Source organism: Porphyrobacter sp. CACIAM 03H1 (assembly GCF_002215495.1).
In the GTDB taxonomy this organism is placed as follows: domain Bacteria; phylum Pseudomonadota; class Alphaproteobacteria; order Sphingomonadales; family Sphingomonadaceae; genus Erythrobacter.
The window spans coordinates 910,073-932,552 of sequence record NZ_CP021378.1; the positions used below are offsets into that span (position 1 = coordinate 910,073).

Here is a 22,480-nt window from a genome sequence, read left to right on the forward strand (position 1 = left end):
GGGCTTGGGATTTCGCCCGCGCTCCTGCGCTGCTGCGCGCGCGAGGTCAAGGGGGGCGCCGTCGGGAAATGGTCTCAAGCGGTGGCGACCGGGGCGGCGCGCTGCGGGCGGGTGGCGAGCCAGCAGCCGGTGACGATCAGCGCCGTGCCGGCCAGCGTCGGCAGCGTCACCGGCTCGCGGAAGAACAGCCAGCCCATGCCGGCAGCCCAGACGAAGCCGGAATATTCGGTCGGCACCAGCACGTTCGCCTCTGCGCGGGCATAGGCCCAAGCGATCGACAGCGAGCCCGCGACGGTCAGCGCACCGGCCACCACCAGCGGCCACAGCGCCGCTGCCTCGGGCGGCTGCCACAGCACTGGCGCCAGCGTCAGCAGCACCAGCCCGCCGATACCGCTGTGGAAGGTCGCGATCTCGAGCGGTCCGGCCACCTGCGCCTGCCGCCTGATGACGATGAAGTTGTAGGCATAGAGCAGCGCCGAAACCATCAGCGAGGCGATGCCCCAGGCGGCGTCCTCGTCGAAGCGGCCCTCGCCGATGCGCCCGCCGACGATCACCAGCGTGCCCGCGAAGCCGAGTAGGCTCGCCCCGATCGCGGCGCGGCTGATCGTCTCGCCCAGCAGCACCCGGGCGAGGTAGAGCGCGATCAGCGGGGCGATAAAGGAGAGGGCGATCGCCTCGGCGAGCGGCAGCAGGGTCAGCGAATGGAAGAAGGTCAGCGCCATGAAGGCCGAGACCACGCCGCGCTCGGCATGGAGCCGCCAGACCGCGCGGGTCGGCATGGCGGGCCCGCGCGAGAGCCACACCGGCGCGATCAGCGCGGCCCCGATGAAGGCGCGCAGCACCGTCGCGGTATAGGCCCCGATCAGAAGCGCCGCCTCCTTCATGAAGGCGTCCATAAGCGACAGGAACCCGACTCCGGCCAGTGCGGCGGCGAAGGGGAGCAAGGCGGAGCGGTGCGAGGGCATGAGCGGTGCCATAGGCGGGCGTGGATGCGAGGTCACGCCTGTGAACATTAATGCAGGTGAAAGCCAAGATGGTTGATAGCGGCATGGCGCTGCGGGTAAGGTCGCGGCGCGGTTGGTGCGGCGCAAGGATGCCGACACGGGGCGAAAAGGCAGCAAGTGATGATCAGGTTTTCGGGCAGACTGGCTGGCGGCGCAGCGATCGCCGCGCTGGTGGCGACGACGGCGGCGATGGCGCAGGAGGGCGGGGCGCTCAAGGGACCCGGCGTGATCCCCGGCGGCCAGCAGACCGGCGGCCCGGTGACCGTGCAGATCCCCGCGCCCGCGCCCACCCCCTCGCCGACGCCCAAGAGCTCGGATGCCTTCACCCAAGCCTTCCCGACCGTCTCGGAGCCGGTGGTGCAGGGCGGCGACAAGCCCGTGGTCCCGCTGGTGCAGAACTGGACCGTGGCCAATGCCGCCAAGCTCGTCGCGGTGATCGAGGGGATCGGCGCCGAGGGGCTGGACCCCAAGGACTACGACCTCGCCCCGCTCAAGGTCGCGCTCGCCTCCGGCCCTTCGAAGGAGCTGAACGAGCTCGCCTCGCAGAGCTTCATCTGGCTGGTCGAGGACCTGCGCGACGGGCGCACCCCGATGGAGGCGCGCGAGCAGTGGTTCGTGGTCGATCCCGACCGTGATGCCCACCCCTCGGGCGAGGTGCTGGCCGAGGCGCTGCGGACCGGCGACATCGCCGGCACCCTCGCGAAGCTGAACCCCACCCACCCCGATTACGCCAAGCTCAAGGCGGAGCTGGCAGCGACCCCTGCCAGCAATGCCGCCAAGCGCAAGCTGATCCGCGCCAACATGGACCGCTGGCGCTGGCTGGCGCGCGATCTCGGCTCGCAATACCTCATCACCAACGTGCCCGAGTTCCAGCTGCGCCTGACGGTCAAGAACCGCATCATCAGCACCTACCGCACGATCGTCGGCAAGCCGGGGCGCACCGCCACCCCGCAGCTCGCCGAGATGGTCGAGGGTGTGGTCTTCAATCCCACCTGGACGGTGCCGCAGTCGATCGTCAAGGGCGAGGGGCTGGGCGCACGGGCGCTCGCCAACCCTGCCTGGGCCAAGCGCAACGGCTACGTCGCGACCAAGGGCGCCAACGGCTACATCACCGTGGTCCAGCAGCCCGGGCCGGGCAATTCGCTCGGGCAGATGAAGCTCGAAATGCCCAACCCGCACGCGATCTTCTTCCACGACACGCCCTCGCGCCACCTCTTCGCCAATGCCGACCGGGCACTCAGCCACGGCTGCGTGCGGACCGAGCGGGCGCTGGAGCTGGCGATGACGATGGCGATCCTCGGCAAGGGCGCGACCAAGGAGGAAGCGGTCGCGATCTCGACCTCGGGCAAGTACACCAAGGTGATGCTCGAGAAGCAGTGGGCCGCCTACATCACCTATTTCACCATGGCGACCGACATCAACGGCGAGATGGCGACCTTCAAGGACATCTATGGCCGCGACGCGCCGGTGCTCGCCAGCCTCGACAAGCCGCGGGTGCGCAACCGCAGCATCCTGCCGACGGACGAGGTGATCGTGATCGAGGACGATCTGCGCGACAGCTAGAGGCCTGGCGAAGTTTACAAAGTTGACACTGTAAACTTCGCATTCCTACAGGAATTTCGCTGCAATTTCATTGGCTTGCAGGCCAAAACCGAAGTTGACAGGTGTTCGGCGCGTTTTTCCGGTCGAGCTACGGTGCGGCGGGGCTTCGACGATGCGAAAGATCGGCTGCCTGCCTAGCTTGGGGCGGCCGGGTAGGAAAGCGCCCTAGTAGGCCGACAGAGCGGGGCGCGCGCCGGCCTCGAACGGGGCGCGCTCATAGAGCGCAAGCTCCGGCACCGGCTGGATCGAACCGTCTTCCTCCAGCCCCATCGAATCCGCATAGAGCAGCCGCCCGCCCGAAAGGTGCAGCAGCGCCTCGCGGAACTGTTCGGTGCCCATCGCGAAGCACCCGTTGGAGCGCCCGAGGCGGCCGAATTTCTCGAGGTGCGACGTCTCGGCATAGCTGGCGTGGTGCATCACGATGTAGCGCCTGAGCGCCGCCTCGTTGGTGTGGTCGAGCCCACCCAGGCGCACCGAGGTGCCGTAGCGGCCCTTGTACCATTCCCATGTCACATAGGCGCCGCGGCTGGTCGCGTTCGAGCCTTCGGTGTTCGAGAACTGCTTGAGCCAGCCGTCATGCTGCGGGTCGGAGCCCATCCCGTGGCTGACATGGTGCGAGACGATCTCGCCGCGTTCGAGATTGACGAAGTGGAAGCGCGGCTTGGCCGAATGCAGGCCGAAATCGGCGATGCCGACGATGTCGTGCCGCCAGATCGAACTGCCGGCGCGGGCCAGCTCGCGCTTGGCGATGTCGAACAGGATGCGGTCGCGCGGGGTGCCGGTCCTCACCGAGGCGAACAGGCGCGCAGGCAGCGCCAGTGCCGCTCCCGCTGCCAGAGTGCCCTTCAGAATGTCGCGACGCTTCATTGTTCCCCAACGTAACCCGCGCGCGGCCGGTTCCCAATAAGGGCGTCAACGGTTCATCGCAGCTGTGCCCCGATTCGTGGAGCGCGGTGCGGGAAATGCGGCGTTCTCCTGCGCCATCTCGAGCATGGAGGCAGCATGGCGGGCGGCGACGGCACGCGCATCGTCGCCGTAACCGCCGCCCAATGCGCTGGCGACGACAAGGCCACGACCGCGGCACGACCCGACAACGAAGCGGTCGCGCAGCGCCAGCCCCGCGTCGGTCAGGGCGAGCCGCCCGAGCTTGTCGTCGCGGTGCGGATCGACCCCCGCCTGATAGAGCACGAAATCGGGGGCGAAGTCGGCCAGCACCTGCGGCAGGTGGCGCGCGAGGGCCTCCATGTAGCCATCGTCGTCGAGCCCGTCGGGGAGGCCGACATCGAGGCTGGAGCGCGCCTTCCTCACCGGGAAGTTCTTCTCGGCATGGAGCGAGAGGGTGAAGATGTCCTCCCGCCCGGCGGTGAGGCTGGCGGTGCCGTCGCCCTGGTGCACGTCGCAGTCGACGATCAGCACCCGGGCGGCGTGGCGCTCGGCAATCAGGCGGTTGGCTGTCACGGCGAGGTCGTTGAAGACGCAATAACCCGCGCCCGTGTCGTGGAGCGCATGGTGGCTCCCGGCGGCGCTGTTCGCCGCATAGCCGTGCCGCAGGGCAAGCTGCGCCGCGAGCCAGGTGTCGCCGTTGGTGTGGCGCACGCGGGAGGTGATCGCGGGGGTGACGGGAAAGCCGATCCGCCGCTCCTTGTGGCGGGGGACTTCGGCGCGGAAGACCTCGTCGACATAGTCGGGGCAATGCACCGCATCGAGCCATTCGCGCGGCATGGGTTCGGGGGCGTGAACGGTCAGCGGCGCACCCGAGGCGCGCAGTTCCTCCATGACGAGATAGTACTTGTCGAAGCGGAAGGTGCCGCGTTCCGGGCGCGGGGCCATGTAGTCGGCGTGGTGCACGACGTGGAGCATGGCGTCACAGCCAGCCGGAGTGTTCGGCGAGGATCTTGCACCCGAGGCCGATCAGGATGATGCCCCCCGCGCGTTCGGCCCATTCGCCGAGGTGATCGCCCGCGCGCCGCCCCAGCGCCACACCCGCGCCGCTCAGGGCGAAGGTGACGAGGCCGATCAGGCCGACTGCCGTCAGCGGCGCGACGCCCAGCGTCGGCAGGGTGATGCCCGCCGCCAGCGCGTCGATGCTGGTCGCCACCCCTGCCACCAGTAGCGCCCGGCCGGTGAGCGCACGGGCGGCCTCCGCCTCGCCGACATGCCCGCCGAGCATCCGCAGGCCGAGGAAGGAGAGCAGGCCGAAGGCGATCCAGTGGTCGATCGCCGCGACATAGCCCAGCGCCACCGCGCCGATCCCCCAGCCGATCAGCGGCATCACCGCCTGGAAGGTGCCGAAGGTCGCCGCGATGGCGAGGCCCCCTGCCACCGAGGGCCGGAACCGCGCGCCCTGCGTCAGCGCGACGGCGAAGGCGTCCATCGCCAGCGCCAGCGCGAGCAGCAGCGCCGCGATCACGGCGCGGGCGGCCCGGCGAGGGCGGCGAGCTCGGCGTGGATCGCCGCCTCGCTGCGGCTCGCGGCATTGCGCCATGTCGCGGCGGTGTCGAGGTTCACGGCCTTGCCCTCCGCGGTCAGCACCAGCAGCGCGGGGGTGCCGGTGATTTCGGCAAGGCCGAAGCGGTGGGCGATGTCGAGATTGCGTCCCTCGCCGGTCTGGGGCGTGCCGACGTCGACGAAGACGACCTCATAGCTTTGCGCGGCCAGTGCGGCGAAGCGCGGGGTTTCGAGCCACCCGGCGAGCGCGCGGCTGTCGTGGCACCAGTTCGCGCCGAGCACCAGCAGCACGCGCTTGCCCGAGGTCGCGGCGCGGGCGAGCGCGGCATCGACATTGCGCGCCGCGTCGGCTTCGGCAGCGTAGGGGCGTGCCTCGGGATGCGCCGCCGCGTCAGGCGTCGTCGCGCAGGCGGCAAGCGCCAGTGCGAGGCCCGCGGCCCAGACGCGGCGGATCACTCTGCGGCGACGGCCGCTTGCGGCGCGGCTTGCGGGTCGAAGGCGGTGGCCTCGCCCCGTTCGATCTCGGCGGCCTTTTCCTCGACGAGGCGCACGATGTGATCGAGCATGTTCTCGTCCTGCACGGTGTGGTCGGTCACGCCGCGCAGATAGACCATGTGCTTGCCCGCGCCGCCGCCGGTGAGGCCGATGTCGGTCTCGCGCGCCTCGCCCGGGCCGTTGACGACGCAGCCGAGGATCGAGAGGCTCATCGGGGTCTTGATGTGTTCGAGCCGCTGCTCGAGCGCCTCGACGGTGCGGATCACGTCGAAGCCCTGCCGCGAGCACGAGGGGCACGAGACGATGCGCACGCCGCGGGTTCTGAGGCCGAGGGCCTTGAGCATCTCGAAGCCGACCTTGATCTCCTGCTCCGGCTCGGCGGAGAGGCTGACGCGGATGGTGTCGCCGATCCCGGCCCACAGCAGCGAGCCGATGCCGATCGAGGATTTGACCGTGCCGCCGATCAGCCCGCCCGCCTCGGTGATGCCGAGGTGGAGGGGGCAATCGACCGTCTCGGCGAGGCCGTGATAGGCCGCGACCGCGAGGAACACGTCGGAGGCCTTCACCGCCACCTTGTATTCGTGGAAGTCGTGGTCCTGCAGCAGCTTGATGTGATCCAGCGCGCTCTCGATCAGGGCCTCGGGGCAGGGCTCGCCGTATTTCTCGAGGAGGTCCTTTTCAAGGCTCCCGGCGTTCACGCCGATGCGGATCGCGCAGCCATTGGCCTTGGCGGCGCGCACCACCTCGGCGACGCGGTCGGCCGAGCCGATATTGCCGGGATTGATGCGCAGGCACGCCGCGCCAGCATCGGCGGCTTCGAGGGCGCGCTTGTAGTGGAAGTGGATGTCGGCGACCACCGGGATGCGCGCGGCGCGGGTGATCTGCTTGAAGTTCGCGGTCGATTCCTCGGTCGGGCAGGACACGCGGATGATGTCCGCGCCCACTTCCTCGCAGCGGCGGATCTGGTCGATCGTCGCCTTCACGTCCTCGGTTGGCGTGTTGGTCATGGTCTGCACGGTGATGGGCGCGTCCCCGCCGACGGGGACGTTGCCGACCATGATCTGACGGCATTTGCGGCGCTCGATCGTGCGCCAGGGACGGATGCTGGACATGGGAGCGCATATAGCCGCGCGCACGTGACGGGGCAATGACCGCGCGCACGCGCTTGACACGGGCCCCGCGCGCGGCAGTCTGCAAGGGCCGGAGGGGAGAAACCATGCTGACCGAGACCGCGACCGAACTGCGCAGCGCGAGCCCGAGCCTGCTGACGCGGGCGATCAAGTGGCTGGTGAGCCGGCAGGAACCGGTCTTCCCGCTGGACGAGGCGGGGTTCCATGCCGCGATGGCGGGCCGCAAGCTGCCGCTCGATGCGCCCATGCCCGAAAGCTTCCGCAAGCGCTTCGCCGTCGAGGAGCGCGAGGTGCTGGGCCACAGGGTCGTCACGCTCCACCCCAAGGCGGGGCCGGGCGCATGGCACATGATCTATTTCCACGGCGGCGGCTTCGTGCGGCCGATGTTCAAGGTGCACTGGCCGCTGGTCGCCGAGATGGTGAAGGCTTGCGGGATCAGCGTCACCGTGCCGCTCTACCCGGTGGTGCCCGAGGCGAGCCACGCCGCGCAGGACGCGCTGGCCGACGCGGTCCATGCCGATCTCGCCGCGCGGCACGATCCGGCGAAAATCATCCTCAATGGCGACAGCGCCGGCGGGCACATGGCGCTCGCGCTGGCGCTGCGGCTGGCAGGCGGGAGCGGACCGCTGCCGGGCAAGCTCGCGCTGTTCGCGCCGTGGCTCGATCTCGGCCTCGCCGACCCGGCCATCGCTGCGGTCGAGCCGCATGACGTGATGCTCAAGATCGGCACCCTGCGCGCCTGCGGGGCACTGGTGGCCGACGGGCGGCCGATGGACGATCCCGAGGTAAGCCCGCTCTACGCTGCAGCCGAGGACCTCGCCCAGCTCCCCCCGACCCGCATATGGACCGGGCGGCACGACCTGTTCATCGTCGATTCGCGCACCTTCCTCGCCCGCCTGCGCGCCGCGGGCGTGGACGCGAAGCTCTACGAATACGAGGCCGCACCGCACGTCTTCATGGCGATCACCCCGACCCGCGAGGCAAAGGACGTGTTCGGCCTGCTGGCGGAGTTCATTGCCGCCTAGCTCGGGAACTTCGCCCCTGTCAGCTGCTCGCTCAGCGCCCACAGCCGTTCGGCATAGCTGGGGTTGAGCGCATAGGAGCGCACGCCGCTCACCTGGGATTCGTCGTCGACCTCGGCGACGTGGCAGTCCTCGCAATAGACCCCGCCGCTGCCTTCGAGCTCATCGGCGGTCGCCGCCCAGCAGCTGGTCGCCGCGCCCTGCGGGATGGTCTTCCAGCGGAAATTGCTGTCCGATGTGGTCACCCGCTGCATCAGCCCGTCGCGCATCTCGGGCGACATGTGCCGGCCGAGATTGGTCTCGATCCCGCCCGGGTGCACCGCATAGGCGTGGATGCCGAGCACCGCGAAGTGCTGCTCCAGACCGACGGTGAACAGCACGTTGGCGGTCTTGGACTGGCCGTAGCTCGTCCAGGGATCATAGGGGCGGTGCTGGTAGTTCGGGTCCTCGAAATTGACCGGCCCCATGAAGTGCCCGCGGCTCGACAGGTTGACGATGCGCTTCAGGTGCCCGCGCTCGATCAGCGGCATGAGCTCCGCCGTGAGCGCGAAGTGGCCGAGGTGGTTGGTCCCGAACTGCATCTCGAACCCGTCGGCCGTGTGCAGGAAGGGGGTCGCCATCACGCCCGCATTGTTGATGAGGATGTCGATCTTCTGGAACCGCTGGCGCGCGCGCGAGGTGGCGGCGCGGATGTTCTCGAGGCTGGTCAGATCGACGGTGATGGTGTCGAGCTGTGCCCGCGGGTGATCGGCATGGATCGCGGCGACGCTCTCGTCCAGCTTGGACTGGTCGCGCCCCGCCATGATCACGTGCGCGCCCCTGCTCGCCAGCGCGCGGGCGGTCTCCTGCCCGAGCCCCGAATTCGCGCCGGTGACGAACACCGTGCGCCCCGACAGGTCCTTGCCCTCCAGCACCTCGTCGGTGGTGCTCGCCCAGTCGAATTCGCTCATCGTCCCTCTCCCGTGGTTACAGCTTCAGCTCATACAGGAATTCGGGGTCGATATGTTCCCCGACCCTGAAGGTAATGTCGGCGATTTTGCCGAAGCCGTGGCGCTGATAGAAGCGCTGGGCGCCGAAGTTCTCGGCATAGACGCTGAGCAGCACCGCATCGTTGCCGTGCTCGCGCGCGTGGGCGAGCGCCCAGTCCATCAGCTGCGCGCCGATGCCGCTGCCGGTGTAGGCGGGCAGGGCATAGAGCTGGCCGAGCTCGATCGGGTTTTGCGCGTCGGTGTATTCGCCGAACTTGGTGGGATAGCGCAGCTTGCAGAAGGCGACGAGGCTGCCCTCCACCTCGACGAGGCGGTGGGTGCATTCATCCCCCGCGATCTCGCCTGCGACCGCCTCCGGGTTGTGCACCTCGGCGAGGAAGGCGGCGAGGTCCTCGGGGCGGTAGAGGTGCCCGAAGGCGGCGACGAAGGTGTCGGCGCCGAGCTTGGCAAGGGCAGGGGCATCGGCGAGGGTGGCGGGGCGCAGGATCATACCCTCGCCCTAGCGCGCAGGCGGCGTGCTGTTAAGCTGGCGAAAGCCGCAGGGCCGCGTTACACCCTTGCCCCATGAAGAAGCTCATCGCGCTCGCCGCTCTCGCCCTGATGACCCAGCCCGCCCTTGCCGAAGACGCCCCCGAATGGTCGCTCGCCATCCACGGCGGCGCGGGCACGCTCGATCCTGCGCAGATGACGCCCGAGAAACGCGCCGCCTACGAGGCGGATCTGCAGCGCGCGCTCGATGCGGGCTCGAAGATCCTTGCCGATGGCGGCGATGCGATGGACGCGATCAAGGCGGCGATCATCATCATGGAGGATTCGCCCCTGTTCAACGCCGGCAAGGGCGCGGTGTTCACCTGGGAGGGCACCAACGAGCTCGACGCCTCGATCATGGACGGGCGCGACCGGTCTGCCGGGGCGATCGCGGGGGTGAAGACGGTGAAGAATCCGATCCTGCTCGCCGACAGGGTGCGCACCGACAGCGAGCACGTGTTCCTGATGGGCGCGGGCGCCGAGGCCTTCGCCGCCGAGAAGGGTTTCGCCGTCACCCCGCCCGAATACTTCGCCACGCCCGCGCGGCGCGAATCGCTGGAGCGGCTGAAGGCCGAGAAGCTCTCCGCGCTCGATGTCGATCACAAGTTCGGCACGGTGGGCGCGGTGGCGCTCGACCGGAAGGGCAATCTTGCCGCCGGCACCTCGACCGGCGGGATGACGGGCAAGCGCTGGGGCCGCATCGGCGATGCCCCGGTGATCGGCGCGGGCACCTATGCCGACAACCGCGCCTGCGCGGTCTCGGCGACGGGCTGGGGCGAGTATTTCCTGCGCGTCGGCGTCGCCCACGAGATCTGCGCGCGGCTGCGCGCGACGGTCGAGGTCAAGGCGGCGATGGCGGGCGACAAGGCCCCCGATCCCTTCGTGCGCACCGAGGAGGTGCAGTACATCGCCGATGCGGTGATGGAGGACGTGAGGCAGATGGGCGGCGATGGCGGGGTGATCCTCGTCACGCCCGCCGGGCAGGCGATCTTCAGCTTCAACACCACAGGGATGTATCGCGGCCGGGCCAACAGCGCCGGGCTGAACGAGGTGGCGATCTTCGGCGGCGAGGAGAAGGCGTCGGCGACGCCGGATCATTGATCCGAGCCCCGTTCGCCTCGAGCGAAGTCGAGAGGCCTCAGTAATGGTGCCTCGGCTACGCTCGACACGAACGGCTTCAGTAGGTCAGTAGAGCTTCCCCACCAGCGGCAGGCCGCGCTCGGGCTCGGCGAATTCCTTGATGATGCGCCCCACCCGCGCGAGGGTCTGTTCGCCGATGGGCTGCATCCCTTCGACCGTCTGGCGGGCGCGGAAATAGCAGGCGAAGGTGATCGGGGCCTGACCCTTGGGCCCTTCGGCGAAACCGATGTCGATGTAGTTGTATTCGGTCCCGCCGATCAGCCCGCTGGTGCCGGTCTTGTCGCCCGCCACCCAGCCTTCCGGCAGCCCGGCCCGCACGCGCTTGAGGCCGGTATCGGTCTCGATCATCCAGCCCTTGAGCTCGGCGCGCTGCGGCTCGGGCAGCACGTCGCCATAGACGATCTTCGCCACGGTGCGCGCCATCGCGGCGGGCGTGGTGGTGTCGCGGAACTCGCTGGTGGGGACGAGGTTCATCTCGGGCTCGTGGCGGTCGAGGCGGCTGACCTCGTCGCCGAGGCTGCGCCAGAAGGCGGTGAGCGCCGCCGGACCGCCAAGCTCGCGCAGGAGGATGTTGGCGGCCGGATTGTCCGAGGTGATCTGCGTCGCCCGCGCCAGCTCGCGCAGGGTTGCGCCGGTGGCGATCCGCTCGCGGGTGAAGGGCGCATGGTGCATCATGTCCGCCTCGCTCCAGGTCACCCGCCGGTCGGCATCGATCGCGCCTGCCGCATGGCGCTGGAGCAGCAGCGCGGCGAGGCTGAACTTGAACGATGACGCATGGCCGAAGCGCTTGTCCTGGTTGATCCCGACCGAGCGGCCGGTGGCGGTGTCGTGGATTTCGACCCCGAGCGTGCCGTCGCCTGCCGCCTCGATGATGCGCAGCTCTGCCGCCAGGCGGCCAAGGGGGCTCTGGTCGGGCGGGATGCAGGCGCTTGCGCCCAGCGCGAGGGATCCACCGATGAAGAACCGTCTGTCGATGCTCATGAGTGCTTGTCCGCCTTGCGTTTGCCGAACCGCATGTCGGCCTCCAGCTTCGCGCGCAATTGCGCATAGAAGGCCTCGAGAAAAGCCCTTTCGTCGCCCGCGCCCGGGTCCCAGCCGATCTTGCGGCAGATCGTGGCGTGGACGGCCTGAAGTGCCTCCGGCGGCGAATCCCGCAGCATCCGCTCGAGCGTCTGGAGCTCCTTCTCGCCATAGACCGACAGTTCGGCCTCGCCGAAATCGTAGCGCACCCCGGTCACCGTGCTCGCGCCCTCGGCCGCGGCCGCGCCCTGCGCCGACAGCGCGGCCGCAAGGCGCGCGCTGGGGCGTTCGACCACCCAGGTTCCCGCGACGATGTCGCCTGCGCGCAGGGCGTCGCGGTTGAAGAAGGGGAACAGCAGGAACAGCGCGAACCAGGCGGTCACCGCCCAGCCCAGAAGGCCGATATCCTCGCCGCTCTGGGCCATCACCGCGAGCACAAGCAGAGTGATCAGCGGGTAGAAGATCTCGATGTCGCGCAGCAGGTTGCGCGCGATCACCGCCTCGGGCGTGAGCCGCCCCCCGCCGCGCGCGGCGACGCGGATGCCGGTGATGCGCTTGCCCAGCGTCGCCCCGCGCGGGCCGAGCTCCTGCACGAGGAAATAGCCGTACCACACCACGAACACGAACAGCGCGAAGACGATGCCGAGGAACTCGAGCGCCGGGGGCGGCATCCCCTCGGGATCGAAGCCCGTCCCGCCCAGCATTCCGTCGGCGATGCGGCGGACCGCCAGCTGGAAGGCGACGAGGCCCGCGACGATGATCGTCACGTCGATCGCCAGCGCCCCTGCGCGGGCCGAGCGCGGGGCGATGGTGATGGGTAGCGCCAGCCCCTCGGGCGTCACCAGCGTGCGCGCGCGCTTGTTGGCGGCGGGCGCCTTGGCCGCGCGCCTGCTCATGCCGGCCCCTGCGGCAGCGCCGCATCCTCGGCCGGCCGGGCCGGACGGTAGAGGAAGAAATAGGCGAGCCAGAAGGTCAGCATCGTGCCTCCGATCACAAAGCGCGCGCCCGTGCCCTCGACCAGCTGGCGCGGGAAGGCCTCGAGCAGCGCGGCGACGATCATCATGATCACCACCCCCACCATCACCACCGCCGCGCGGCGCCCGGCGGCGGCGGCGGCATCGAGCACCGGGAGCTTGCCCGGAAAGGCCATCGCCCGCCCGATATGCAGCCCCGCCGCGCCCGACAGCAGGATGCCGAACAGCTCGGTCGTGCCGTGGACCGAGAGCCAGGCGGCAAGCTCCACCACCAGCCCCTGCGTGTCGAACAGCCAAAGCAGCGCGCCGAGCAGGGCGAGGTTGTGGACCAGCAGCATCAGCGAGGGGATGCCGAAGGCGAAGCCCAATGCGAAGGCGAGGATGCACACCGCCGAATTGTTGCTGAACAGCTGCGCGGCGAAGCCCGCAAGCCCCGCCGCGCTTTCCTCGTTGGCGAGGGTTTCGAGCAATTGCTCGCGGGTCGCGCCGGGCACGCGGGTCTCGCCCATGCCGGCGGGGAAGAGGCGGTAATACCACGCCTCGTCCCGTGCCACGAGCAGCCAGCCGACGATCGCGCCCGCGACCATCACGAACAGCGCGATGCAGATGTCGAGCCACAGGGCCCGCACCGCGCGGCTCCACCCGCCCAGCAGGAACCCGCGCAGCCAGCGCGCGAAGCCCTGCCGCGGCCCGTAGACCTGGAACCACGCGCGCTGCACCAGCGCCTCGAGATAGGCGAGGGTCGCGGCGTCGAGCGAGGTTTCGCGCGCCACCGACAGCGAGGAGGCGGCGGTGCGGTAGAGCGCGGGGAGCGCGATCAGGTCCTCGTCGGCGATGCGCTTCAGTCCGCCCTTCTCCATCCGCGCAAGGATCGCCTCGAGCCTGCGCCAGTCGCCCTCGCGCTCCAACCGGAAGCGGTCGGAGCGCAGCGCCGCGCTTTCGATATCGGGCGGGGCGGCAACCTGCCCGCGCCCGAACCATGCGGAGATGACGGGGGCCTTCATCCTATCGCCTCGCTGGCGCGGATCGCCAGATAGCGGTCGATCAGGCGCGGGCCGATGCTTGCCCACGGCGCCTCGAGCACGTCGATCCCGCGCTGGCGCAGCCGCTGCAGCACCAGCTTCCTCTGCTGCGCGAGGCTCTCGGCGGTGACTGCGCGGGCGAGGGTGGCGATGTCGCCCGGCGGGGCGGCGATCAGATCCTCGACCTCGCTGTCGGTCATGGTGACGAACAGCACGAGGTGCTTGTTCACCAGCCGCCCGAGGCTCTCGACCATCAGTTCGGCCGCGGTGGGATCGGTGAAGTCGGAGAACACCACCACCAGCGAGCGGCGCTGGAGCCGCGCGGTGAGGGTCGCGAGGGCAAGGGTGAAGTTGGGCTCGACCGGCTCGTAATCGAGCCCCGCCGCCGCGCTCTGGAGGCGGTGGAAGGCGCGGGCATCGGCGATGAAGGGGGTCATCAGCTGCGGGCGCCTCGCAAAGCCGAACAGCGCGACCTTGTCCCCGCCCTTCAGGGCCACGTAGGCGCAGGTGAGCGCGGCGGACACGGCGCGGTCGATGCGGGGCAGGCCGTCGACCGGCTCGCACATCGCCTGTCCGCAATCGAAGGCGAAGACGATCTGGTTGTTGCGCTCGCTCTCGTTCTCGCGGGCGAAGAGCTTCGTGTGGCGCGCGCTCGCCTTCCAGTCGATGCGGCGGCGGTCCATCCCGGGTTCGTATTCGGACAGGGCCTCGAACTGCGTGCCCTCGCCCCGGATGCGCCGGTTGATGAGGCCGAGCTGGGCGTTCCTGAGGAAGGTCTGCAAGTCCGGCGAGCGGACGGGCGAGAGATCGGGCCAGATGCGCACCGGCCTGTCCAGCGCGTAATCGACCTGCCGCCCGCCGAGGCCGAGCGGCCCGGTCCAGCGGATCCATGCGCGTTCGATCATGGCGGTGCCGCGCCGCTCGGGGGTGAGCGTGGTCTCGCCCCGCCAGCTCGCGCCGTGCGGATCGGGCGCGAGGACGAAGCTCGTCCGGCCCTCGGCGGCAAGGCGCGGATCGCAGGCGAGCGCGGCCTCGGCGCGGGAGGGCTGGCGGCCGGTGAACCGCGCGGTGAAGGCCAGCTGGCTTGGCTGGCCGACCTCGATATCCTCGGCGGTTTGGAGCTCCCAGCTCTCGAGCCTGCCGATCATCAGCGCGTCGGCCGCCATCAGCAGCAGCAGCGCGCCTCCGAGCAAGGGCGCGGCGATCCATGCGCCGGGCGCGGTCGCCGCGATCACCACCGCGACGGGCGCGAGCCCGGCCGCGATCCACGCCGCGCGCTCGGTCGGCGCGACGATCAGCAACGGCCGCAGCGGCAGCAGCAGGCCCCCGAGGACAAGGCGCAGAATGCGCAGCACGCTAGCGCGGCGCCTCGGTCGCCTCGACCAGCTCGGCGACCAGCGCCTCCATGTCGCGGCCCTCGATCTCGGCGGCGGGCGAGAGCGTGAGGCGATGGCGCAGCACCGGCACGGCGAGCGCCTTGACGTCGTCGGGGATGACGTATGCCCGCCCCTCCAGCGCCGCGCGGGCGCGGGCGGCGCCGGCCAGCAGCACGGCGGCACGGGGGGAGGCGCCGACGGTCAGCTCGGCATGATCGCGGGTGGCGCGCACCAGCCGCACGACGTAGCGGGTGATCTCCTCGGCGACGGTGACCTGCGACAGCGCGGCGCTGGCGGCGGTGATCCCGGCAGCGTTGGTGACCGCCGCGACCCCCAGATCGGCGGGCCGCTGCGGCCCCGACCGCTGGCCGTAGGTGGCGACGATCCGCGCCTCCTCGTCCTCGGCCGGATAGGGCACCAGCAGCTTGAACAGGAAGCGGTCGAGCTGCGCCTCGGGCAGGGGATAGACGCCCTGGTTCTCGATCGGGTTCTGGGTCGCGACCACCATGAAGCGGTCGGGCAGATGGTGGGTCTCCCCGTCGAGCGTGACGCGGCGTTCCTGCATCGCCTCCAGCAGCGCGGCCTGGGTCTTGGGCGGGGTGCGGTTGATCTCGTCGGCGAGTAGCAGGTCGCAGAAGATCGGCCCCCGGGTAAGGGTGAACTGGCTGGTCTGGAAGTTGAACAGGTTCGATCCCAGGATGTCGCCCGGCAGCAGGTCGGGGGTGAACTGGATGCGCCCGAAATCGAGCCCCAGCGCGGTCGCGAAGCTCTGGGCGAGGAAGGTCTTGGCGGTGCCGGGAGGGCCCTCCAGCAGAACGTGTCCTTCCGAGAGGAGCGCCACCAGCAGCATGTCGACCATGCCCTCCTGCCCGACAATCGCCTTGGCGATCTCGGCGCGGATGGCGTCGGCGAGGCTGCGGACGTCGTCGAGTGTCATGGTCATGCGCTGGCTTGTCCCTGTTGGAGCTTGGTGGCGAGGTCGTCTAGGTCTTGCGCCGCGGCGAGGATGTCGGCGGGCTTTTGCGCCGCCTCCAGCCGGGCGGCGCGGCGGGTGAAGGGTTCTTCGGCCGGCAGGCGGCGGGCGAGCGCGGCGTCGATCGCTTGCGCGTCGGGCCGTGCAAGGCCGAGCCGCTCCGCCAGCCGCCGCGCGGCCAGCGCCGCATAGGGCCGCCGCAGCAGCGCAAAGCGCCGCGCGCGCACGATCAGGCCTGCGCCGTTGAGGATCAGCTGGCGCTTGCCGAAGGCGATGTCGGGCGCTGCCGCGGCGGGCGGGCCGAACCGCTGGAAGGCGCGCCAGCCGACGATCAGCAGCGCCACCATCAGGCTCAGCGTCGCGGCGAGGAAGGGCGGACGGAAGGCCAGCGTCAGCAGGTTCTCCGAGGCACCGAAGCCGTTGAGCGTGAGGTCGAAGGTCACCTCGTAGATGTCGCCCTCGTCCGCCAGCCGGTCGACCAGCGCGATCGCCGCCGCCGCGCGGGCAGGATCGGCGAGACCGTAATTATTGGCAAGGTCGGGGTCGGCGAGGAAGATCACGGGGTAGGCGGGATTGTCCTCGTCGATCCCCTCGCCGGGGTTGACCGAAAAGGCCAGCACCCGCCCGCCGTCGTCGCGGATCAGCACCTCGTGCGCGCCGGCAGGCGCGGCGAACAGGGTCGGGGCGGCGGGCAGTGCGCCCGACAGGCCCATGCCTTGCCAGCGCCCCGGTGCCAGCGGCTCGGCGGGCTCCTTGGGCGGCCAGACCGGCTTGGGGTGGACACGGTGATCGAAGCGGTAGGACTTGGGCAATTCCTCCGCCCAGGGCGCCGCGAAGGCGCGGCCGAGCAGCACCCAGCCGCGCTTGAACTTCTCCCGCGCGCTCGGGGGAAGCTGCGGCGGCGGGGGCATCGCGCGCCACTTGGGCATGATCACCAGCGTCGGGCCGACGAAGGTGCGACCCTGCAGAAGCTCGTCGATCGCTTCCGGGTCCGCGTAGGTCGGGGGCGTGATCACCAGCAGCCCGGTCGTCTCTAGGCCCCGCGGGCTGCGCGAGCGTTCGACGTCGTAATCCTGCGCCTCCACCAGCCGGACGAGGCCGGCATAGCCGTTGAGGCCCACGCTGGCCGCGTGGGCCTGCCCGTTGCCCGTGTCGCCGCCGAAATCCTCGCCCGCCGCGATCAGCGCCAGCACCGCGAGAAACAGCGCGACGCCGACCGCCACCAGCGCCAGCGTGCCCGCCCGCGAAAAGGCCGCGCCGCCGCCGCTCATGCCGCGCGGCCCTGCGGATCGATCCGGGCGAGGGCGAATTCGGCATAGGCCGCGCGCGCCGCCTCCCAGTCGCCGCGTTCGAGCGCCCGCAGGGCGAACAGCGAGGCCTCGACCCGCGCGGCGATCACCGAGAAGGCGGCGCGCGCGGCATCGGGCAGGGCGGGCAGGGCGGCGAGTTCGCGCGCGGTGCTGGAGGGTTCCACCCAGTCGGGCCGGGCGGCGGCGATGTGGCCGATGCTGCGCTGGAGCAGCAGCCGCGTCGCCGCGTCGAAGCGGCCCTCGGCGGCGAGCCGGTCGGCATCCTCGAGCAGGGCGAGGCTCGCGGCGACCTCGGGTCGCCATTCCTCCACAGCCGCGCTGCCGGTGCCCGTGCGCTGGCGCAGGAGTTCGGGCGCCAGCACCCGCACCAGCAGCACCAGCGCGAACAGGCCGACGATCCCCGCCACGACCCATTGCAGCCACCACCACGAATCGCCCAGCGCCGCGCCGACCGGCCCGAGCCATTCGCCCAGCGTCTCGAGCAGGTCGGACAGCAGCCGTTCGAGCCAGCCGGGCTTGCGCGGGGGAATCTCGGGAATGGTGACCGGCGCGAACTGGACATTACTGTCGGCGCGCAGCGTCTCCCATCCGGCGGGAGGCGCTCCGACCGGCTCCGGCGGTGATCCTGAAGGCGTGTTTGCGGCCGCTGCGGTCATCCCGGGCTTGGTGGTGGCATGCCCTCTGCCGCTGTGCAACGGGAAAGGTGCGGCCCCTGCCCTATCCCCGCGCGCGGCCCTGCGCGTAGCTGCCGAGAATGCGCAATTCCTTGGAATGGAACGCACATTCCTCCAGCGCCCGGTCGACCGCCGGATCGCCCGGCGCGCCGATGATATCGGCGTAGAAGGTCGTCGCGGCAAAGCTGGTACCCTGCTGGTAGCTTTCCAGCTTGGTCATGTTGACCCCGTTGGTGGCGAACCCGCCAAGCGCCTTGTAGAGCGCCGCCGGAATGTTCTTCACCTCGAAGATGAAGGTGGTCATCACAGCCTGCCCCGCGAGCGCCCCGGGGGCGAGCGCGTCCTTCGCCAGAATGACGAAGCGGGTCATGTTGTCGGCGCTGTCCTCGACATTGTGCTCGATGACGGTGAGCCCGTAGAGCTCGGCGGCGAGCGCCGGGGCGATGGCGGCGACGGTGGGATCGCCGCGCTCGGCGACATAGGCGGCAGCCCCCGCGGTGTCGGCATGGCTCAGCGGCACGATCCCGCGCGCGCGCAGGTAGTGGCGCGACTGGCCCAATGCCTGCGGGTGGCTGTAGGCGGCCTCGAAGGGCCCCGGTCCGAGCGCCATAAGCGCGTGGTGGATCGGTATGAAATACTCGCCGACGATCGACAGGCCGCTCTCGGGCAGCAGGAAGTGGATGTCCGCGACCCGCCCGTGCTGCGAATTCTCGATCGGGATGATGGCGTGGCCCGCCCGCCCGTCCTTCACCGCCTCGAGTGCGTCCTCGAAGCTGAAGCAGGGCAGCGGCAGCATGTCGGGCCGGGCCTCGGTCGCGGCGCGGTGCGAATTGGCGCCGGGCGAGCCCTGGAAGGCGATCGCGCGCGCAGGCTCGGCCGCGGCGGCGGCGCGCATCCGGTCGACGATTTCGAGGGCAGGGCCGGGGAAGGAACGCATGGTCCCGCGCGCCTATAGCCTCGTTGCATTCCGCGCAAGAATTCGTGCCACGATCAGTCTTGCGCGCATCGCGGGCCGACACTATGAGCCGCGCGGGATGACACAGGACAACTCTTCGCAGGATAGCGCCGCAGGCCAGAACGGTGGCGGCGATCTGTTCAACACTGCCGCCGGCTGGGTGCTGTTCGCGGCCGGTCTCGGGCTGGGTCTTTCGATCCTCTCGGGCAAGTATTTCCACGGCGACGATCCGCAGCGGCCCGAAAAGCTCGGCTACGTAATCGAGGGCGCCGTGGAAGAGAGCTCGGGTCCGGCCGAGATGTCGATGGCCGAGGCGCTCAACACCATGCCCGCCGCCGAACTGATCGCGGCTGGCGAGAAGGCCTATTCCAAGTGCCAGAGCTGCCACACCATCGACGCGGGCGGCGCCAACGGCATCGGTCCGAATCTGGCGGGCGTGATGGGCGGTCCGGTCGCGGCCAAGGGCGGCTTTGCCTACAGCGCCGAGCTGAAGGCGCTGGGCGGCACCTGGGACTGGGACAAGATGAACACCTGGCTCAAGAACCCCAAGGGTTACGTGCCGGGCACCAAGATGAGCTTCGCCGGCCTTTCCAAGGTCGAGGACCGCGCGGCGATTGCCGCCTACCTCAACTCGAAGGGTGCGAACCTGCCGATCCCGTCCTTCGTCGCCGACGCGGCGGGTGAGGGCACGGCGGTCGATCCGGCCGCTGCCGCGGCCCCGGTCGAAGGCGAGGAAGCGAGCGCGGCCGAATCCGCTGGCGGTGCCAGCGCCGACCAGCCGGTCCCCTCGAACCCCGGCACCGGCCGCTGAGGCCTTGCCGGGCAGGGGCGGGGCGCGCCGGTTGCGCGCCGCCTAGCCCTTGAACCCCTGAGCGATGACGTACCACTCCGACGAGCCCTTGCGGCTCGCCGGGGGCTTCGCGTGCTTGACGGTCGCGAAGTGCTTCTTGAGCAGCGCCAGCAGGTCCGCATCGGTGCCGCCCGCCAGCACCTTGGCGACGAAGGCGCCTCCGGGCGCGAGGTTCTCTACCGCGAACCACGCCGCCGCCTCGACCAGACCCATCGTGCGCAGGTGATCGGTCTGCTTGTGGCCGACGGTGTTGGCCGCCATGTCGGAAATCACCAGATCGGGCGGGCCGCCCAGCGCATCGGCCAGCATCGCGGGGGCCGCGTCGGCCATGAAGTCCATCTGGAAGATCGTCACGCCCTCCAGCGGCTCAACGGGGAGGAGGTCGATCCCCACAACTTCCGCCTTGGGCGATTTCTGGCGTACCACCTGCGCCCATCCGCCCGGCGCGATCCCCAGATCGACCACGCGCTTCGCGCCCTTGAGCAGCCCGAACTTCTCGTCGAGCTCGATCAGCTTGTAGGCCGCGCGGCTGCGATAGCCGTCGGCCTTGGCCTGCTTCACGTAAGGGTCGTTGAGCTGGCGTTCGAGCCAGCGCACCTGGCTTGCGGTGCGGCCTCTGGCGGTCTTGACCCGCTTGCCAGTGTCCTTGGCGCCGCGCGTCATCGGGCAGGGCGTCCCGAGCCATTGCCGCCGCGCTGGCTTTTCAGGGCCTTGAGCGAGCGTTCCGACTGGCGTTCGGCGGCCATGATGCTCCTCAGGATCCCCTCGCGGATGCCGCGGTCGGCCACGCCCAGCCGCCGCGCGGGCCAGAGGTCGAGAATCGCTTCGAGGATCGCGCAGCCCGCCACCACCAGATCGGCGCGGTCCTGGCCGATGCAGGGCAGCGTCGCACGCTCGTAGGGGGTCATCACGCTGAGGCGCGCGCTGATGTCGCGCATCTCGCCGGCAGGCACGATCAGCCCATCCACCGCCTTGCGGTCGTAGCTCGGCAGTTCGAGATAGAGGCTGGCGAGCGTCGTCACCGTGCCGCTGGTCCCGAGCAGCCGGATGTCGGGATGGCGCGCGGCCGCGGCGACCCGCTCGGCGAAGGGGGCGAAGCTTTCGGCCACCATCGCGCGCATCCGGGCGAAGCGGGCGATCCGCGCCGCCTCGCTGTCCTCGGCCCGGCCGACCGTGTCGGTAAGCGAGACGACGCCCCAGGGCACGCTCTGCCAGTCAATAATGCGCGGAACGCGGTTGGTTTCGTCCGCCTCGACCAGCACGAGCTCGGTCGAGCCGCCGCCGATGTCGAAGATGACCGCCGGCCCCTCGCCCGCCTCGAGCAGGATATGGCAGCCGAGCACGGCAAGGCGCGCCTCCTCCTCGGCGCTGATGATGTCGAGCGCAATACCGGTCTCGCGGCGCACGCGCTCGATGAATTCCGGGCCGTTCTCGGCGCGGCGGCAGGCCTCGGTCGCGACACTCCGCGCGAGGCGCACGTTGCGGCGCTGGAGCTTGTCGGCGCAGATCGTCAGCGCGGCGAGGGTGCGGTCCATCGCCGCGTCCGACAGGCGCCCGCTGGTGGCTAGGCCCTCGCCCAGCTTCACCACCCGGCTGAAGGCGTCGATCACGGTGAAGTCGCGGCCCGAGGGGCGGGCGATCAGCAACCGGCAGTTGTTGGTGCCGAGGTCGAGCGCGGCATAGGCCTCGCCATGGGCCGCGCCCCGGATGGCACCAATGTCGGCAAGATCGGGATCGGCGCGGCCTGCACCGTTCGCGCCGCCGTTGCCGGGGCGCACGGGGCGGCGGGCTTCGCCGTTTGCGCCCCTCGTCCGGCCATCGCGGCCGGCGGGGCGGGGATCGGGCTGAGGGGGGCGCTTGTAGCGGAAATCGGCTACCTTGCCGGACTTGCCGCCCCGGTGTTTCCCAGCACTTCTATTCCTGTCCAGCGGGAGTGTTTCCGCCATGATCGCACTGCTTCCATATCCACCATGCGCGATGCCTTGGAGGCGCATGGCACTTGGCACCAAGCTAACCCATGCACGGCGCGAGAGCAAGCAGGGGGCAAGCAACCCGCTTGACCTCGGCCCCGCACGAAACTAGGGAGCGCGCTCGCAGACAGCGCCGGGCATGGTCCGGCGCCCGGCAATGCCCCGTCCTCTAATGGTAAGAGAGCGGACTCTGACTCCGTCAATCAAGGTTCGAATCCTTGCGGGGCATCCAGCCTTTTCCGCGATAATTCAGCCTCTTACGTCTTCAAAGCTAAGCTCTGCGCCGCCCATGGCGCATTCGTGCGATTTCACCGGAAATCGGCGGAATTGCGTGCTTTCGCTTGGGTTCGCGGCGGCTCGATGCAACATGGATGCGTCATGAGAATCAACTGGGCAGCGGCAAACATGGGGACGCAGCATGGATGAAGGTGGGGCTCGCGCGGCCGAAAAGCTTCCGGCGCTTTTCGACCCTCATCAGGACCTGGCGCCGCTGAATGAGCTTCAGGCGACGCAAATTAGAGAAATAGCGTTGAACGGGGTTGAGACGCTTCAACGGACAGCGATCAAGATGCAGGAGGACTCATCCGAGATGGGGCGCTGGATCCTCGCTTCGCTGCTCGCGATAAATACAGGCGGAGTGGTTGCAACTGTCTCAGCGTCGGAAGCGGTAGTGGGACCTGTCGGCGAACCGATCGTTGCCTTCGCAATAGGTGCCGTTCTTGCCATCGGCACCGGTATCAATGCCATGGTGACTGCAGTTCGAATGGGGCCTGTGATTGGCGATGTCATCGAAAGGCTTCGGCTAAGCGTGTTTGAGAGCACAATTCACTCAGCTACTCGGCTGAGGGTCTTAGACCTGATACCGATTTTGAAGCAGCAGGTCGCGATTTCGTCCAGCCTGGCAGCGGGCTCAATAGCGGCGTTTGGCGCTGGTGTTTGGTCTGCCGTGACTTAGGAAAAGCAACACTCCGACGGCCGTCCCCCGCGCCAAGCGTGAA

The 22,480-nt window shown here is 69.7% G+C and carries 23 protein-coding genes and 1 tRNA gene; 6 read left to right on the forward strand and 18 right to left on the reverse strand.

Annotated elements, in window-relative coordinates:
• Positions 1–74 precede the first annotated feature (74 nt).
• Complete coding sequence (locus CBR61_RS04415) at positions 75–965, reverse strand: DMT family transporter (RefSeq protein ID WP_233996853.1); 891 nt, start codon at positions 963–965, stop codon at positions 75–77.
• 159 nt (positions 966–1,124) lie between these two features.
• Here CBR61_RS04415 and CBR61_RS04420 point away from each other — a divergent pair, with 159 nt between their 5' ends.
• Entirely contained in the window at positions 1,125–2,567 is a 1,443-nt protein-coding gene (locus CBR61_RS04420) for a L,D-transpeptidase family protein (RefSeq protein WP_172835915.1), read from the forward strand.
• 204 nt (positions 2,568–2,771) lie between these two features.
• Here CBR61_RS04420 and CBR61_RS04425 read toward each other — a convergent pair whose 3' ends face one another.
• Genes CBR61_RS04425 through ispG form a run of 5 tightly spaced genes read right to left on the reverse strand, consistent with a single transcriptional unit; the run spans position 2,772 to position 6,661 of the window.
• Positions 2,772–3,473, reverse strand: coding sequence for a murein L,D-transpeptidase catalytic domain-containing protein (locus CBR61_RS04425; protein ID WP_088913266.1), 702 nt, complete (start codon positions 3,471–3,473; stop codon positions 2,772–2,774).
• Between the two features lie 45 nt (positions 3,474–3,518).
• The gene (locus CBR61_RS04430) at positions 3,519–4,466 is read right to left on the reverse strand and encodes a histone deacetylase (RefSeq protein WP_088913267.1); all 948 of its coding nucleotides are present in this window, start codon (positions 4,464–4,466) and stop codon (positions 3,519–3,521) included.
• A 4-nt stretch (positions 4,467–4,470) separates the two neighbouring features.
• Positions 4,471–5,016: a manganese efflux pump MntP family protein gene (locus CBR61_RS04435; protein WP_199797454.1), complete on the reverse strand. Its 546-nt coding sequence runs from the start codon at positions 5,014–5,016 to the stop codon at positions 4,471–4,473.
• Positions 5,013–5,510: a thioredoxin family protein gene (locus CBR61_RS04440; RefSeq protein WP_088913269.1), complete on the reverse strand. Its 498-nt coding sequence runs from the start codon at positions 5,508–5,510 to the stop codon at positions 5,013–5,015. Before CBR61_RS04440 ends, CBR61_RS04435 begins: the two co-directional genes overlap by 4 nt.
• A complete protein-coding gene (gene ispG, locus CBR61_RS04445) occupies positions 5,507–6,661 on the reverse strand; it encodes a flavodoxin-dependent (E)-4-hydroxy-3-methylbut-2-enyl-diphosphate synthase (RefSeq protein WP_088913270.1) in 1,155 nt (384 codons plus the stop codon). Before ispG ends, CBR61_RS04440 begins: the two co-directional genes overlap by 4 nt.
• Positions 6,662–6,765: 104 nt before the next feature.
• Here ispG and CBR61_RS04450 point away from each other — a divergent pair, with 104 nt between their 5' ends.
• On the forward strand, positions 6,766–7,704 hold the full coding sequence (locus CBR61_RS04450) for an alpha/beta hydrolase (RefSeq protein WP_088913271.1): 939 nt from the start codon (positions 6,766–6,768) through the stop codon (positions 7,702–7,704).
• Here CBR61_RS04450 and CBR61_RS04455 read toward each other — a convergent pair.
• Together CBR61_RS04455 and CBR61_RS04460 are read right to left on the reverse strand one after the other, a co-directional pair.
• Positions 7,701–8,651, reverse strand: a complete 951-nt coding sequence (locus tag CBR61_RS04455; RefSeq protein ID WP_088913272.1) for an SDR family NAD(P)-dependent oxidoreductase — start codon at positions 8,649–8,651, stop codon at positions 7,701–7,703. The genes CBR61_RS04450 and CBR61_RS04455 overlap by 4 nt on opposite strands.
• A gap of 16 nt (positions 8,652–8,667) precedes the next feature.
• Positions 8,668–9,180, reverse strand: coding sequence for a GNAT family N-acetyltransferase (locus CBR61_RS04460; RefSeq protein ID WP_088913273.1), 513 nt, complete (start codon positions 9,178–9,180; stop codon positions 8,668–8,670).
• Between the two features lie 74 nt (positions 9,181–9,254).
• On the opposite strand from CBR61_RS04460, the gene CBR61_RS04465 reads away from it, so the two are divergent.
• Entirely contained in the window at positions 9,255–10,319 is a 1,065-nt protein-coding gene (locus tag CBR61_RS04465; protein ID WP_088913274.1) for an isoaspartyl peptidase/L-asparaginase family protein, read from the forward strand.
• An 84-nt stretch (positions 10,320–10,403) separates the two neighbouring features.
• Here the strand turns inward: CBR61_RS04465 and bla are convergent, their stop codons facing one another.
• The 8 genes from bla to CBR61_RS04505 all read right to left on the reverse strand — a co-directional run bounded on the left by bla (position 10,404) and on the right by CBR61_RS04505 (position 18,644).
• Positions 10,404–11,339: a class A beta-lactamase gene (gene bla, locus CBR61_RS04470; RefSeq protein ID WP_088913275.1), complete on the reverse strand. Its 936-nt coding sequence runs from the start codon at positions 11,337–11,339 to the stop codon at positions 10,404–10,406.
• The gene (locus tag CBR61_RS04475) at positions 11,336–12,274 is read right to left on the reverse strand and encodes an RDD family protein (protein WP_088913276.1); all 939 of its coding nucleotides are present in this window, start codon (positions 12,272–12,274) and stop codon (positions 11,336–11,338) included. Before CBR61_RS04475 ends, bla begins: the two co-directional genes overlap by 4 nt.
• Positions 12,271–13,356 (reverse strand): stage II sporulation protein M, encoded by a 1,086-nt coding sequence (locus tag CBR61_RS04480; RefSeq protein WP_088913277.1) that lies wholly within the window; start codon positions 13,354–13,356, stop codon positions 12,271–12,273. The genes CBR61_RS04475 and CBR61_RS04480 overlap by 4 nt, the downstream gene beginning before the upstream one ends.
• On the reverse strand, positions 13,353–14,720 hold the full coding sequence (locus CBR61_RS04485) for a DUF58 domain-containing protein (protein ID WP_420705699.1): 1,368 nt from the start codon (positions 14,718–14,720) through the stop codon (positions 13,353–13,355). Before CBR61_RS04485 ends, CBR61_RS04480 begins: the two co-directional genes overlap by 4 nt.
• A gap of 10 nt (positions 14,721–14,730) precedes the next feature.
• Positions 14,731–15,693 (reverse strand): AAA family ATPase, encoded by a 963-nt coding sequence (locus CBR61_RS04490; RefSeq protein WP_172835916.1) that lies wholly within the window; start codon positions 15,691–15,693, stop codon positions 14,731–14,733.
• The gene (locus tag CBR61_RS04495) at positions 15,690–16,994 is read right to left on the reverse strand and encodes a DUF4350 domain-containing protein (protein WP_088913280.1); all 1,305 of its coding nucleotides are present in this window, start codon (positions 16,992–16,994) and stop codon (positions 15,690–15,692) included. The genes CBR61_RS04490 and CBR61_RS04495 overlap by 4 nt, the downstream gene beginning before the upstream one ends.
• Positions 16,991–17,689 carry a hypothetical protein gene (locus CBR61_RS04500; protein ID WP_088913281.1) on the reverse strand — a complete coding sequence of 233 codons (699 nt, stop codon included), beginning with the start codon at positions 17,687–17,689 and terminating at the stop codon, positions 16,991–16,993. The genes CBR61_RS04495 and CBR61_RS04500 overlap by 4 nt, the downstream gene beginning before the upstream one ends.
• Before the next feature lie 61 nt (positions 17,690–17,750).
• Positions 17,751–18,644 (reverse strand): prephenate dehydratase, encoded by an 894-nt coding sequence (locus CBR61_RS04505; protein WP_088913282.1) that lies wholly within the window; start codon positions 18,642–18,644, stop codon positions 17,751–17,753.
• Between the two features lie 97 nt (positions 18,645–18,741).
• On the opposite strand from CBR61_RS04505, the gene CBR61_RS04510 reads away from it, so the two are divergent.
• On the forward strand, positions 18,742–19,473 hold the full coding sequence (locus CBR61_RS04510; protein ID WP_088913283.1) for a c-type cytochrome: 732 nt from the start codon (positions 18,742–18,744) through the stop codon (positions 19,471–19,473).
• A 42-nt stretch (positions 19,474–19,515) separates the two neighbouring features.
• On the opposite strand, the gene CBR61_RS04515 is transcribed toward CBR61_RS04510, so the two are convergent.
• A complete protein-coding gene (locus CBR61_RS04515) occupies positions 19,516–20,175 on the reverse strand; it encodes an RlmE family RNA methyltransferase (RefSeq protein WP_088913284.1) in 660 nt (219 codons plus the stop codon).
• Positions 20,172–21,458: a Ppx/GppA phosphatase family protein gene (locus tag CBR61_RS04520; RefSeq protein WP_088913285.1), complete on the reverse strand. Its 1,287-nt coding sequence runs from the start codon at positions 21,456–21,458 to the stop codon at positions 20,172–20,174. The genes CBR61_RS04515 and CBR61_RS04520 overlap by 4 nt, the downstream gene beginning before the upstream one ends.
• 182 nt (positions 21,459–21,640) lie before the next feature.
• Between CBR61_RS04520 and CBR61_RS04525 the strand changes: the two genes are divergently transcribed.
• Positions 21,641–21,714, forward strand: a tRNA-Gln gene (locus CBR61_RS04525).
• Positions 21,715–21,900: 186 nt separating this feature from the next.
• Entirely contained in the window at positions 21,901–22,437 is a 537-nt protein-coding gene (locus CBR61_RS04530) for a hypothetical protein (RefSeq protein ID WP_088913286.1), read from the forward strand.
• Positions 22,438–22,480: the final 43 nt, after the last annotated feature.

Coding starts and splice junctions, on each gene's coding strand:
- CBR61_RS04415 (WP_233996853.1), bottom strand. CDS start 965: ATGCCCTCGCACCGCTCCGCCTTGCTCCCCTTCGCCGCCGCACTGGCC.
- CBR61_RS04420 (WP_172835915.1), top strand. CDS start 1,125: ATGATCAGGTTTTCGGGCAGACTGGCTGGCGGCGCAGCGATCGCCGCG.
- CBR61_RS04425 (WP_088913266.1), bottom strand. CDS start 3,473: ATGAAGCGTCGCGACATTCTGAAGGGCACTCTGGCAGCGGGAGCGGCA.
- CBR61_RS04430 (WP_088913267.1), bottom strand. CDS start 4,466: ATGCTCCACGTCGTGCACCACGCCGACTACATGGCCCCGCGCCCGGAA.
- ispG (WP_088913270.1), bottom strand. CDS start 6,661: ATGTCCAGCATCCGTCCCTGGCGCACGATCGAGCGCCGCAAATGCCGT.
- CBR61_RS04450 (WP_088913271.1), top strand. CDS start 6,766: ATGCTGACCGAGACCGCGACCGAACTGCGCAGCGCGAGCCCGAGCCTG.
- CBR61_RS04455 (WP_088913272.1), bottom strand. CDS start 8,651: ATGAGCGAATTCGACTGGGCGAGCACCACCGACGAGGTGCTGGAGGGC.
- CBR61_RS04460 (WP_088913273.1), bottom strand. CDS start 9,180: ATGATCCTGCGCCCCGCCACCCTCGCCGATGCCCCTGCCCTTGCCAAG.
- CBR61_RS04465 (WP_088913274.1), top strand. CDS start 9,255: ATGAAGAAGCTCATCGCGCTCGCCGCTCTCGCCCTGATGACCCAGCCC.
- bla (WP_088913275.1), bottom strand. CDS start 11,339: ATGAGCATCGACAGACGGTTCTTCATCGGTGGATCCCTCGCGCTGGGC.
- CBR61_RS04475 (WP_088913276.1), bottom strand. CDS start 12,274: ATGAGCAGGCGCGCGGCCAAGGCGCCCGCCGCCAACAAGCGCGCGCGC.
- CBR61_RS04480 (WP_088913277.1), bottom strand. CDS start 13,356: ATGAAGGCCCCCGTCATCTCCGCATGGTTCGGGCGCGGGCAGGTTGCC.
- CBR61_RS04490 (WP_172835916.1), bottom strand. CDS start 15,693: ATGACCATGACACTCGACGACGTCCGCAGCCTCGCCGACGCCATCCGC.
- CBR61_RS04495 (WP_088913280.1), bottom strand. CDS start 16,994: ATGAGCGGCGGCGGCGCGGCCTTTTCGCGGGCGGGCACGCTGGCGCTG.
- CBR61_RS04500 (WP_088913281.1), bottom strand. CDS start 17,689: ATGACCGCAGCGGCCGCAAACACGCCTTCAGGATCACCGCCGGAGCCG.
- CBR61_RS04505 (WP_088913282.1), bottom strand. CDS start 18,644: ATGCGTTCCTTCCCCGGCCCTGCCCTCGAAATCGTCGACCGGATGCGC.
- CBR61_RS04510 (WP_088913283.1), top strand. CDS start 18,742: ATGACACAGGACAACTCTTCGCAGGATAGCGCCGCAGGCCAGAACGGT.
- CBR61_RS04515 (WP_088913284.1), bottom strand. CDS start 20,175: ATGACGCGCGGCGCCAAGGACACTGGCAAGCGGGTCAAGACCGCCAGA.
- CBR61_RS04520 (WP_088913285.1), bottom strand. CDS start 21,458: ATGGCGGAAACACTCCCGCTGGACAGGAATAGAAGTGCTGGGAAACAC.
- CBR61_RS04530 (WP_088913286.1), top strand. CDS start 21,901: ATGGATGAAGGTGGGGCTCGCGCGGCCGAAAAGCTTCCGGCGCTTTTC.